The sequence below is a fragment of the Halorubrum tebenquichense DSM 14210 genome (assembly GCF_000337415.1).
GTDB classification, from domain to species: domain Archaea; phylum Halobacteriota; class Halobacteria; order Halobacteriales; family Haloferacaceae; genus Halorubrum; species Halorubrum tebenquichense.
Genome location: NZ_AOJD01000082.1, coordinates 1 through 11,677 on the forward strand (window position 1 = coordinate 1; position 11,677 = coordinate 11,677).

Consider the following 11,677-nt stretch of genomic DNA (forward strand, 5'->3'; position numbering starts at 1 on the left):
CCCGTCGTCTGGACGGCGATCGCTCGGCTCGCAGGCGATGGTGAGGTGGACTTGGAAACGCCAGTTTCGGAGTATCTTGAGGACGACTTGGTCAACTGGGAGGACCCAGTTACGCTTGCGAATCTGGCGACACACACCGGCGGCTTTGAGTCGACCAACCGTGGGATGTGGTACGCGGATCCGGCCGATGTCCAATCTCTCCAGTCACATCTCGCGCCTATGCCGGCACAGGTCCGAGCGCCCAGTACTCTCGGATCGTATTCGAATCACGGCGCTGCGCTCGCCGGACAGGTGCTCGCGTCGGTTGCCGGTGATCGATTTCCGGCCGTGATGGAGGATGAACTGCTCGGCCCTACCGGCATGGAAACGAGTAGTTTCCGCCAGCCACTTTCAGATGAACTCTACTCCGCTCACGCGACCGGGCACGATGGGGGACTTGACGCCAAATTTGCTGGCCTCGGTATCTCACCCGCAGGGGCCCTTTCAGCCAGCGCAGCTGACATGGCCCGATTTATGCAGCTCCACGTGAATAGCGGGATTATTGATGGCGAGCAGGTCCTCGATGCCGAGGTCATCGATCTCATTCAGCGCCAATGGTTCACGCACCACGAGACACTCGCAGGAACGGCGTTAGGATTCATTGAGCGACACGATGCCGATATTCGTGCGATCGGCCACAACGGTGGGACGCCGACGTTCCACAGTAACCTGATTCTCGTCCCAGAAGTTGGGTTTGGACTCTTCATCTCGTTCAACAGCGCGAACGCTACGGCCCCCAGAGAGTCGATCCCAGAGACGATACTCGAAGAGTATTTCTCAGGGGATGACACCGTAGTGCCGGAACCCACGGGATCTCCTACACATGCGGACGAGTTGCTGGGAACATACCGGTCGCTCAAAGTCGGCGAGACGACACACGACAGTCTTGTCACGACGCTACAGGCACCGACGACAGAGATACGAATCGCTGAGGACGGTGCGCTGCTCACGGGCGACGAGGACGACCCGTCGCGATGGGTAGAGATTGAGCCGATGCTGTTTCAGAACGAAGACACGGGGAGAAAAATTGCGTTTGGCACGACTGATGGATCGGTTACACACCTATTTATTTCTGGGTCGGTCACAGCCCAAGAACGCATCGAGTGGAACGAGTCAACACCAGCACACCTCCTGTTCCTCGGTGTCTCACTTGTCGGACTGGCATCTGGGCACACGTATTGGTCGCCGTCCCGTGAAAACGGAGAAACTCGCCGGGAATGGGTTGTATCACTTCGTGAGGACCGAGAGAAAATGTCGAAAGCTTTCGTTTATGCTGGGAGTACGGCGTTTCTTGCGTTTATAGTGGTGACGATGTTATACCTCTCATTCGATACGTTCGGGTTCCTCTCTGACCCATCTGTCCACTATCGGACGCTGTTCATCCTCCCAAGTCTCGGCGCGGTAACCGGGATTATCTCAGTCGGACTCGCGGTGGATCGGTGGCGGTCCGATGACTGGTCGTCAGTGAATCGTATCCATTATGCGCTCGTCGCCGGTGCTCTCGTCGCCATGACAGCGTTTCTTCGACACTGGAATCTCCTCTTACCACGCTAATTGTTGCGAACAGGAGATTAGATAGACCCGTACTCAGAAGTAGGCCAAGTGTGGCGGAAGAGAATATTAACACAAGTCGTGCCGCCAGTTGATTCGATCAAGAATATTTCAATTGATAGGAGCAAATCATATCTAACTTCTACAATCTCACATGTTCCGTGCTGATAGAGAAATTAAAGCAATTTCAGATCTGTTAGAATTCTCAGAAGTTGGTAGTTTAATGCCCTTAATCCCCCAATACAGACGTACTATCTATCAGGATCTGCCGCGTGATAAAGAGGCTCGGAGCTACCTACGGTCTGACCATCGGTCAAACACTCTTGAACAATCTGCTTATATTCGATATCAATATCGTGGGTAGACTGCTCAAATATCTCTTGAACTTGCTGTAAATCATCCGCTTCCATATATGTTACAAGGAATATTCCTTGTGAAGACCGTTCAAGAAATGCTGATTCCGTTTTCACACCCTCATCTTGGAGGGTTTCAATAATTTCTGACTCTCTGTTATCTGCTTCTTCCACCCACTCCACCAGTTTGGACACCTTATCCGGGTTTACTTCCTGTCGTAGTATCGTTGTTTCTACCATATGGTGTTCTATGCGAGATATGAGTAAAAAGTTCTCACAGATGCGGTGCGCGTTAACGATCTTGTGCGAGCTTCATTTCACAGTTTGACTAATTCGCAGTCCCCATCGACCGGCTGTTTCAGACAGGAATATGTTTGAAGAGTAGTGTTTCAACAGAGCCACCTTTTCTCAACACCTGTTAGATACCAAATCTATTAAGTACATATCCGTAAAGTTACAGAAGATGACCCAACAACACATTTTCACTCAGATGATCTCCGACCGAGACGAGCCAGCACTGTATATCAATCCCCGCTCTGAACAAATCGCAGCCTTCGCAGAAGAAGCAGTAACGGTTGAGGACCAGCCCAAGGTCCGGCTGCTCGCAGACTCAGATGAAATCAAAGACGCCCTCTACAGTTTCCTCACGGCCTCAAAGATAGCCGAACTAATCCAGCGGGAGCAACTTAGCCTCCGAACACTCACGGAGCCAGTCCAGAATACCATCTTCACAACCGAATCTGAGACTGTAGTTCCTGTGATGGGCAAGCACAGTATTTCGAGCTCGGACCCTGAACTGGTCTCATCAGTCTACGGTGAGTTCGACTCCAGATTCGAGGCTGCCGAGCAGTATCATCTTCGGACGCCTCCCTTCTCAGTAGTGAAACAGACGCTCCGAGAAGAGATCGGCGACGACATCGCAGACGAGTTCGACGAAGTCCTCGCACACGCTGAAGAGATTTCCAACAGCAACGAATACCTCAGTATCGTCGAAGTCATGCTCATCCTCGCAGCCCGCAACGAGGTCCTCCTCTACGACGTCTCGAAGTGGGGTGAGGATGTGGGCATCGCTTCGAAAGCGACTTTCTCGCGAGCCAAATCAGCACTCGAAGATGCTAACCTCATTGAGACTGAAAAAGTCCCCTTGGACATCGGCCGTCCCCGACTTCGGCTTATTGCAACCGACAAGCTCGCAACAGCAGACCTCAAAACACTCTCCACCGAGATCCACTCCCCGCTGTAGCGTCCACCTCACGATGGCTACCAGCTATAGAGAGGAGAGTACAGCGCTTCTCCGACTCAAGCGAGAGATGAAACAGTCAAAACCACTGCGTAGAGGGTGTGAGACAGATCCTATGACACGCAGTCCCCAGATCAATAGTATTTCAAAACTCGAATACGTAATTTTCGACATGTACGACCTTACTGGCTTTCAGCGAGACCTGCTGTATGTCGTGGCCGGACTTGATGAGCCCCACGGACTCGCGGTCAAAGACGAGCTCGAGGACTACTACGAAAAGGAGATCCATCATGGTCGGCTCTATCCCAATCTCGACACGCTCGTTGAGAAGGGACTCATCGAAAAAAGTCAGCGGGACCGACGGACCAACGAGTACAGCACTACTCGTCGTGGCACTAGAGAGATTGAAGCTCGGACTGAATGGGAAGCCGGGTATATTGACCACGACGGTTGATCAAACCGCTGCGTTCGAGGACTGTTTGACTCTCGTATTTCACGCTTTTCTTCGTGTGAACTCCACATAGCATCGCTAGACGGCGTAGGAAGAGTATTCTAGATTAATATTATGATTAGGGTTAAGATTAAGCTTATCCTTTTAAATACCGGACTATACTTAGAACTTGACCAAACGCCTGGCGGATAAGGATCATCTACTGTTTTTCAAGGGAGAGTCCAAAGATAGAATCGAGAACCTGTTCGAGAAGGACATCAGCCGGGCAGTAGCTCAGACAGGCAACGGACAGCTTCCCTGGGTCTCTGTCGATGACGACTCCGACGACGAGTAGTACTGTATCAGCCACATCTGGGTGTAGCCTCACAGCTGACAGAGCGATCGCTCGGTGTTGCCTTCATCGGTGCTATCTGTTCCCATACTTTTGTTAGGGTTTAGTCTAACACTTATCCGAACAGGGTGCATTGACACGTGTGTGGATAAGCGATGATGTTCGGCGGTGAGACCTTCGAGATTGACTACCCCGGCCTTGCGGAGATCTTCCGCGCCTGGCGGGCGGCGCTCCCAGAAGAGAAGTGCGACGACTGGTAGCCTGTTCAAGTACGGTGACCGACGTACAGACCCGCAACTAATTCCGACTCACAACCCCACACCTCACCCATGACCCAGACACTCCATGTTCAGATCAAGTCTGCCGACCGTAGCGACCTCGAAGAGCGCCTCGAAGCGATTGATGCCGGCGAGGACGTCGACCCCAGCGAGCCGACGCTCTCGATCGAGAATCTCGAAACGTTCGGTCGCGTCTTCCGCTCGACCAACCTTGAGCTCTTGGAGGCAATCGTCGAACACGAGCCGGAGAGCATCCGCGAGCTCGCTCGCCTTGTTGATCGGAACCCACCAGAAGTCCTCGAAAACGTGAACGAGCTGGCCGACTACGGCCTCGTCGAACTCGAGGAGAATGGCCGGGCAAAGCGGCCGGTCGTGTGGTACGACGAGATCGACGCCGACATCCCGCTCACGACTGGGTCGGGACAGGGCCGGAAGGCGAACGCCTGACTCAGCGAGGATACACGATGGGCGACGACGTCGATCCCGAGGATCCGCGCCCCGATGGCCACTACCACGTCGACCGCGACGCAGGGTGGTACTACGTCGACGACGACCTCGCGAGGACGATCGCCCTCGGGCCAGCGACTGACGGCGAGCCCGGTGACGACTGGGTGCTTACGCTCTCGGCTGCGACGCCGGATGGGGGTCCCGAGCCGGCCGAGCGTGTCGCCGTTCGCCTCACACCGTGGGCGCTCCATGAGATTTACATCGAGGCGCGGAATCTCTCACCAGACGCTCGTCAGGCAGGTCACACCGCCGAGTGTGGGCTCTGCGGCGAGCAGGTTCCACTCGACCGGGCATGGCCAGATAACCGCAAGCGGCCGTGTCACCCAGACTGCTACGCCGATGCGTTCGGTGCCCCTCCCTGGTACGATGGCCAGTAGCTGGGTGTCGCTAGGGCATCAAGGATGAGCGAGAGCAAGCTTCTCATCGCCGCCGGTGCGAATGTACTCTGGGCCATCTTTGGGGTACTCTTGTTCGAGGTGACGAGTTGGGTGTCGGCCTTCGAGCTCGCAGTTTCTGGCCCGATCTTCGATCTCACATCGTTGCTTGATGTGTGGCTACTGGCTGGGGTTATTCTCGGTGTCGTCGATGTCGCCCTCCTCTGGGACATGGCCACTGGGTGGTGACCACGAAACAGTGACCCCGACCTAGTACCCGGATAGCAGCCGTTTGTCCGGAAGAAGCTGTCAGACTAACCTTAAGATTAAGATTAAGATTAATTCATTTGGGTGAAATACCCTCCTAAGGCGTGGATGCGAATGCCAGTATCTACAAATCAGTTATCTAAGAACAATTTCTAGGGGCCTCCATACAGTCTACCACAACTGCCACAAGATATTAGTTCATGGTTCACGTATCATGAATTACGATGGTGGTAACAAACGCCCCGGCTGCGGACGAGGACGGCTCGAAAGAGGGCACCGCACGCTCCTTTATCGCAGCCTCAGAGATACTGGTGAACCCCGACATCGCCAGAGTCTATACTGATATCCTGCTGAATCAGCCTACCACGAACAGCAGTATCGAGCGTAGGCTCGACCTTGCCGGAAGTACAACCTCAATGCGGGTGGGAAAGCTCAAGAACTTAGACATTGTCGAGGATGTCAGTAGCGGGAAAGAGAGTCAGCTCCGGACTGATTCACTACTTCTCCCCGTTGGGGAGGGAGAGACGCGGATACTGTTTGACCCGCTTACGATCGCCGCTTACGGTGCAAGCGGCGAGGTCAGTGAGATCGAACTCTTCCTTGATCGGCACGGCAAGGCGAAGCTGCTGATGGCGGTTGAGCAGACACGGGCATATCTTAGTGGCGAGGTGACACGTCGTGGAGCAGCAGACCGTCTCAATGTTGATGAGATCGAGGGTATCAGCATCACGCAGGCGCTGGAGCCAATCGTTGCCCTGTTTGTCAAAGCAGGGCTCATGGATGACTCCTTCGAACACGACGTACATGATCGGAAGATTCGAAACACTCCGTACGTGTTGGAGCAGGAATGAGCGATCGGCCGAGATTAGTTGACTCTTCACCCCTCTACCCGCTCCCAGATGCGCTCCTCGTTGACTCGAGCGTTTTGGGTGGTATCGGACGATCTACTCCAGAACGGCGACAGCTAATCAACTACATTCAGTCGACTGATAGGCAGTTATACGTCTCCGGTGGAGTAGTCGAGGAGTTGGACAAGGAATGGGCTGGTCCCTACGGTGTCAATGATTGGCTGGATCCAATACGTAACGAGGACTGGATTGTTGCCCTTCCGGAGCCGGATTACGGTGCGCGAATCCGTGACGGCCCTACCGTGAGCGAGATGGTTGACGAAGCACACAGAGAATTAGCCAAGCTCGAACAGGAGCGAGAAGATGAACTCCCGAAAACGGACGCCAAATTCGCCGGTAATCTTGTTCAAATTCGGGTGTCTGAGGGTCACGATTCCGTGGGGCTGATCATCGACGACAGGAACGCAGAGCGCGCACTATCTCAGGTAGTCAGCGAGACGGAGTACGAGCAATTCTTCCGGATACTGAGGGGGCCGGAGGTATTAGAAGAGATACAATGACACCCTTGTTGCTCTGCTGTCCTTCGGTTTCTGATAGTCCGTTGGATCTTCCACCGTGAGATCGTTCCGTGGTCGACCTTTCGGTACAGTTCGACAGAGAATCATAACGTTCCTCTCTTCGTTGAGGCCACCCTCCTCGCGCGGCTTATGAGATGAGTGTCCGGTGAGTCGACGACCTCACCATACCACCGCACACATTCTTCGCGTGCATATAAACCTACAAACGAAACTGGGAATTCTACGAGCCAGTGAGACGAAAACCGCCCCGACAACCGGTCGAGCTCAGATCACCGGCCGAATATACCTATACAATCTGGCAGAAGGAGCAAAAATCTGCGAAAATCCGCAAATATCAAGAGAGCAGCTGCTACCGAATCGGTAAACCCGGAGTGAGAAAAGCGTTACCCGAACTCACGCAGGAAGTCGCCCAACGCTCGCACGAACGTCTTCGCCGTGATCACTGGCGGTGATCGGATCGGCTCGTCGAGCGCGACCTTGATCAGATAGTCTGTGAGCCGCCACAGGTTATAGATCAGCGTTGACAGCGCGAAGTTACACAGCCGAAGCCGGTAGTCCGTCGACGATGTCTTCGGCATGAAATCCTTGATCGACTTGTACTGATTCTCGATATCCCACCGCCGACTATACCCGTTCACGACACTCGAGATCTCCTCGGGCTCGACGCGGTCCTGGTTCGTTACGAACACCGCGTACTTTCCGTCAGCATCATCGCTCGTACTCGGCGTATAGAGATACTCCACCTCGTGGTGTACCTCGCTATCGATTTCAACCGGAACGTCGTGCATGACGGCTTCGTCTGCCGTCGGATGCGCCTGAATATCCTGAATCGCCGCCAAGTCATCTTCATATCTCGGGACTGGCGAGAGGTACGTGAGCCCGCGATCGTGAACGTCTGCGTACACACGCTTGGCGTGGAACCCACGATCGAACATCACCGTATCCAGATCAACGAACTGTTCAGCACGGTCCAACAGTCGACTCACTAGCTCAGCCTTCGAGTACGATGGCGAATCGTCTGACTCCCACACAGAGTCCTCTTTCACAGGCTCGATACCGAGGACGATCGGTGCGTGATCTCCGACCAAGGTGATCGTCGCGTACTTGTAGCCGCGTTTGTACTCGCCGTCTTTCTTGTATCCACTCACCATCTCCGGGTAGTCTGGCTTCGCGATTCCTGCTTCCTTGTCTTCCCACGGCCAGACGTGGAATTGCTCGTGGGTGATGTCGATCGCTGCAACAGTCTCCCGAGAGTCAAACGGGTCGTCTCCGCGAATCGAGTTGATGATGTTCTTTGTGGCGGCGTTGAACGCTGTCATAGTCGCATCCCGAATCTGGTTGATCTCGGGCATCGAATCGTCGTCCTCGAAATCCTCGAACGTGAGCTGTGCGTCCGATCCCTTGGGCGTCGCGATTTTTTTGATTGCGCGGAGGAACGTCGAGTCGTCGCACACCAGATCGTCATCAGTGAGCCACCCGTACTCGGCTTCCGAATGAGCACTGCCGTTGTTCGCACAGATACTCGCGAACATATCCAGCATCACCTCGTCGGAGTACTTCTTGTGGGCCGCCCGGTGCGTGTCGAACTCAGGGATGACGTGTTTGCGAGCGAGCGTCAGCGTCTTCTGCGCTTTTTCTTTCTTGTACTCATTCGCACTCTGTGGCTCTTCATCATCATCCGTTGGAACTGAGGGGACGAGCCCTTCCGTGAGAACACCGTTGTCGAGAGCAGCTTGTCGGATACCAACAACTGTCCGATCGAGGACTTTCTGGGTATCCTCACTGAACTGCGCGTGCGCGTACGAGAGCTCTTGTTGGGTCGGTGTATTCGAGAGATCGGTGACATCGAGGTGAAAGCTCTTGACTAAGCTCGGCTCCTGGCCAAGTCGTTGGGCTAACTCGTTCTGGGAGATGCCGCGAATCCCCTTGAATAAGAGCGTCCGGAAGATTTCGTCGGTCCCGAAGTTAACGCGGTTCTGATCGCGAGCATCCTCAAGGTTGTCGATGGGGATTGAGAGTTTCTGGATGACGTCCCAGAGATGGTCTTCACGCTCACAAAGCGTCTCCGCGTGAACAATGATTGACTCAGCGACAGCTGGCGGGTCAGTCGGCACTGCGCCACCTCCAAGACAAACCATTCCGCTGCTGGACTGTAATCAGCCGGAGACTAGAGTGATACAGTGTAGATATAGCTGCTACGTAGGAGAAAAGAACAGTATAGAGTATAGTGAAAATAGGGTCGGACATTAGCGTCGTTAGTCTGCTCTTGACTTATATTAGGAGATATATGAAGGGATATACATACTATACTTGGAGAATTGGTTGTCGCCATGATTCAGTATAAGTCAAGAATCAATTTGAATCGAATATCACTTGGGTTTATAGTGATAAGATGAGGACAGGGATGTACGATGGGATTGGACGAACTCGAATCATTTCTTCGGAAGAAGGGAGCGGCGGAACTCATCACGGAGATCGGGACGGGAACAGCGACGTTCAACGCACTCGTCGACGCGGTTTCGGTCAGTGGCTCGACGGTGTCCTCACGGCTCTCGGAAGGTGTTGAGCACGACGTGTTCACGGTGAGTCACAGGCCAACCGAGCATGGGACAGAGAAGCGGTATGCGCTCACGATCCTCGGGCGTCGCGTGTATGATTGGGCAGTACAGACGGAATTCGAACGGAAGGTCCGAGAGCTCCGGCGGATTCGGCAGGAACGCGAGACGGCGTTCGAGCAGCTGGTCGGGAAAATCAATCGGGATATGGAGATTCGCAAAATGGTAGTCGACGTAGATCCATTGGTGGATGAAGACGTAGAGCTGCCTGAGGGTACGTCTATCGTACAGAAAGAGCCATCAGAGGAAGCGGCCCGTGAAGCCCATTTCGAACGGATGGAAGACTCCCTCGAGCCCATCACAGACGACCAATCCGAAGAGAATAGTGAGTGAAAACAAACTCCTAAACGCCAACTACAGGTGAACAACTTGTCTGAAGAATAGGTTTCACGTATGGAAACGCTGCTAGCTAGTCAAACCACGGCTAACAACAAAATGATTAAGCCGTCTGCGGATCTGCCTCTTCCACAGCCGGTAGGCGGTCGAAACGTGTGTGCGGTACGGTCGCTGTCTGGCGATAGCAGAGCCCCGACCGACCGCTGAGGGCCGCCGGTTTGGCGGCCCTCAGCTCCCTCGTCTGTCTGCCCGGCCAGTGGTCATCATCATTCGGAGAGGCGATCTTGTGACTCGGGACACCAGCACGTGAAGCAGAGATTCACGTATTCGGGTTTTCCCGGATGCCGCGGCGCGCGACATCCGGGCTGTAGCGTCCATGACTCGACTTCTTTCGCGCATGGACCAGTCAACAGAACGTGCTCGATGGCACGGAATCCTTATCGGTCTCTTGCGCCCCATATCTTGTTTCACGTTCTCTAGGCATAGCAGCGTTTCCATCGAGTCAGCAGAGTCGGGAATCCCTATCGAACTGCGGTGTTTAGTTCTTTGCGAGTGACTTACTACTTATTACTTTTTGATCCGACCCGGTACCATGGATAATAATTACTTCCTGAATTTCTATATTATCATAAGAAATTTCACTGATATATTCAACACTGCCATCGCAGTTATTCTCAGAAGTTGTAGACTCGGTAGCGAAGATGCGGTAAATTACTTTTCTTTCGTCAGATGGACCATAGACAGTTGAACTGATGTTTGAACCTCCGTTAATGTCCTCTATGATACCATTAAGTCTGATTATATTTTTATTCGATAAATGGACGATCTCCACTTCGTCTCCACTACCATCACAAAGTCTGTTCTCTATAGAAATAGTAGATTCAATACTTGGATTCTCAGAACGAAGTTGTTGACAGCCAGCTATGAGTGGTAAGGTCGCAGTTGAGGTTAGGAGAAAGTTCCTTCTTTCCATAGATTTTTATTGGGTATATTGTATAAAAAAGTTTTGACCAGAAGTTTCTCTAGTTTTTACTCTTTGAGGCTATATCCAATATTCTAGCTGGATAATCAGTACTTGATTGGTTCATCAGATCATGGAACTTTACTCAAAGATTGCTTTTTCTCCAATATATGAATATATTATCACTTTTTGGTGGAAATTTATAAAATTATCTGGGAAAAGTATAAGTGATTACTGTAATTTAAGCAAAATGTAATACAGGAAAATGCCAACTCGGATGATGGACCGAAAGAAATCAATCGGCGGAAAGCTCTTCAAGTTCTTGGGGTAGGCCCCATCGCAACGATCGGAAGCATTGGTATGGCCTCATCATCAGTCGCTGCAATTGATCCTGAGGAAGTGGAATCTTTTGACGATTGGTCAGGCGATACAGAATACCAATCGGGATTCGATGAGGTTAACATGGGTAGTTCATTACATCTTCTTGATATTCTACAAAGCGGGGATCTCGAACTTAACCACCTCGCTGGAGGTCTCTATGGATGGAATCATGCTGAACAAAATGAGGATACGCCTAAATGGATCTACGAACACGGTACAATTATTGATGTTTCGAAGGGATCACTCTATCCAAACCAGAATCCGGAATCACTCGGTCACTATCCGGAGCGTAGCGATGACGATAGTTTTGACACAGGTGGCGTAGATCTGGCCTACACAGCTGTGAAGGCTGCTATCGGTGTTCTATCGTCTAACCCATATGTGAATGCTACACTCGGAGCTGAAAGCATCGTTAGCGAATTCGTTGAAGATTCCAGCTCTTCGGATAACGTAGACAACACACAAGAATACAGATATAGGGCTTTGTTGAAATCCTCAGCAATTGATAGTTTCACACCCTCAATCGCTCAGCATAGGATATTCTCAGATCGATTAGCAGAGGTGGGG

Annotated in this window: 13 protein-coding genes; 10 read left to right on the forward strand and 3 right to left on the reverse strand. The window is 52.5% G+C overall.

Annotated features, from left to right (window positions below):
- The coding region (locus tag C472_RS15360) for a serine hydrolase domain-containing protein (RefSeq protein WP_006630780.1) at positions 1 to 1,593 on the forward strand (1,593 nt) is incomplete at its 5' end.
- Between the two features lie 248 nt (positions 1,594 to 1,841).
- Here the strand turns inward: C472_RS15360 and C472_RS17180 are convergent.
- Entirely contained in the window at positions 1,842 to 2,183 is a 342-nt protein-coding gene (locus C472_RS17180; protein ID WP_152420673.1) for a DUF6176 family protein, read from the reverse strand.
- A gap of 223 nt (positions 2,184 to 2,406) precedes the next feature.
- On the opposite strand from C472_RS17180, the gene C472_RS15365 reads away from it, so the two are divergent.
- The 7 genes from C472_RS15365 (at position 2,407) to C472_RS17935 (ending at position 6,799) form a co-directional block, all read left to right on the forward strand.
- Positions 2,407 to 3,186: a transcriptional regulator TbsP domain-containing protein gene (locus C472_RS15365; protein WP_006630781.1), complete on the forward strand. Its 780-nt coding sequence runs from the start codon at positions 2,407 to 2,409 to the stop codon at positions 3,184 to 3,186.
- Positions 3,187 to 3,355: 169 nt separating this feature from the next.
- Positions 3,356 to 3,637 (forward strand): helix-turn-helix transcriptional regulator, encoded by a 282-nt coding sequence (locus C472_RS15370; protein WP_049906817.1) that lies wholly within the window; start codon positions 3,356 to 3,358, stop codon positions 3,635 to 3,637.
- A gap of 657 nt (positions 3,638 to 4,294) precedes the next feature.
- On the forward strand, positions 4,295 to 4,690 hold the full coding sequence (locus C472_RS15375) for an HVO_A0114 family putative DNA-binding protein (RefSeq protein WP_006630784.1): 396 nt from the start codon (positions 4,295 to 4,297) through the stop codon (positions 4,688 to 4,690).
- 17 nt (positions 4,691 to 4,707) lie between these two features.
- Positions 4,708 to 5,127 carry a hypothetical protein gene (locus tag C472_RS15380; protein WP_006630785.1) on the forward strand — a complete coding sequence of 140 codons (420 nt, stop codon included), beginning with the start codon at positions 4,708 to 4,710 and terminating at the stop codon, positions 5,125 to 5,127.
- Positions 5,128 to 5,151: 24 nt separating this feature from the next.
- Complete coding sequence (locus tag C472_RS15385; RefSeq protein ID WP_006630786.1) at positions 5,152 to 5,373, forward strand: hypothetical protein; 222 nt, start codon at positions 5,152 to 5,154, stop codon at positions 5,371 to 5,373.
- A gap of 242 nt (positions 5,374 to 5,615) precedes the next feature.
- Positions 5,616 to 6,242 (forward strand): DUF7437 domain-containing protein, encoded by a 627-nt coding sequence (locus C472_RS15390; protein WP_006630787.1) that lies wholly within the window; start codon positions 5,616 to 5,618, stop codon positions 6,240 to 6,242.
- On the forward strand, positions 6,239 to 6,799 hold the full coding sequence (locus tag C472_RS17935; protein WP_241433008.1) for a hypothetical protein: 561 nt from the start codon (positions 6,239 to 6,241) through the stop codon (positions 6,797 to 6,799). Before C472_RS15390 ends, C472_RS17935 begins: the two co-directional genes overlap by 4 nt.
- Positions 6,800 to 7,200: 401 nt before the next feature.
- Here C472_RS17935 and C472_RS15400 read toward each other — a convergent pair whose 3' ends face one another.
- Positions 7,201 to 8,931 carry a transposase gene (locus C472_RS15400; RefSeq protein ID WP_049906819.1) on the reverse strand — a complete coding sequence of 577 codons (1,731 nt, stop codon included), beginning with the start codon at positions 8,929 to 8,931 and terminating at the stop codon, positions 7,201 to 7,203.
- Positions 8,932 to 9,228: 297 nt separating this feature from the next.
- Here C472_RS15400 and C472_RS15405 point away from each other — a divergent pair, with 297 nt between their 5' ends.
- Positions 9,229 to 9,765 (forward strand): hypothetical protein, encoded by a 537-nt coding sequence (locus C472_RS15405; RefSeq protein WP_006630790.1) that lies wholly within the window; start codon positions 9,229 to 9,231, stop codon positions 9,763 to 9,765.
- Between the two features lie 541 nt (positions 9,766 to 10,306).
- Here the strand turns inward: C472_RS15405 and C472_RS17185 are convergent.
- Positions 10,307 to 10,741 (reverse strand): hypothetical protein, encoded by a 435-nt coding sequence (locus tag C472_RS17185; RefSeq protein ID WP_152420674.1) that lies wholly within the window; start codon positions 10,739 to 10,741, stop codon positions 10,307 to 10,309.
- A gap of 348 nt (positions 10,742 to 11,089) precedes the next feature.
- Between C472_RS17185 and C472_RS17190 the strand changes: the two genes are divergently transcribed.
- The coding region (locus tag C472_RS17190) for a hypothetical protein (protein WP_152420675.1) at positions 11,090 to 11,677 on the forward strand (588 nt) is incomplete at its 3' end.

What these genes read in the sequence shown, in the direction of transcription:
- C472_RS17180 (WP_152420673.1), bottom strand. Translation starts at nt 2,183, where the DNA reads ATGGTAGAAACAACGATACTACGACAGGAAGTAAACCCGGATAAGGTG.
- C472_RS15365 (WP_006630781.1), top strand. Translation starts at nt 2,407, where the DNA reads ATGACCCAACAACACATTTTCACTCAGATGATCTCCGACCGAGACGAG.
- C472_RS15370 (WP_049906817.1), top strand. Translation starts at nt 3,356, where the DNA reads ATGTACGACCTTACTGGCTTTCAGCGAGACCTGCTGTATGTCGTGGCC.
- C472_RS15375 (WP_006630784.1), top strand. Translation starts at nt 4,295, where the DNA reads ATGACCCAGACACTCCATGTTCAGATCAAGTCTGCCGACCGTAGCGAC.
- C472_RS15380 (WP_006630785.1), top strand. Translation starts at nt 4,708, where the DNA reads ATGGGCGACGACGTCGATCCCGAGGATCCGCGCCCCGATGGCCACTAC.
- C472_RS15385 (WP_006630786.1), top strand. Translation starts at nt 5,152, where the DNA reads ATGAGCGAGAGCAAGCTTCTCATCGCCGCCGGTGCGAATGTACTCTGG.
- C472_RS15390 (WP_006630787.1), top strand. Translation starts at nt 5,616, where the DNA reads ATGGTGGTAACAAACGCCCCGGCTGCGGACGAGGACGGCTCGAAAGAG.
- C472_RS17935 (WP_241433008.1), top strand. Translation starts at nt 6,239, where the DNA reads ATGAGCGATCGGCCGAGATTAGTTGACTCTTCACCCCTCTACCCGCTC.
- C472_RS15405 (WP_006630790.1), top strand. Translation starts at nt 9,229, where the DNA reads ATGGGATTGGACGAACTCGAATCATTTCTTCGGAAGAAGGGAGCGGCG.
- C472_RS17185 (WP_152420674.1), bottom strand. Translation starts at nt 10,741, where the DNA reads ATGGAAAGAAGGAACTTTCTCCTAACCTCAACTGCGACCTTACCACTC.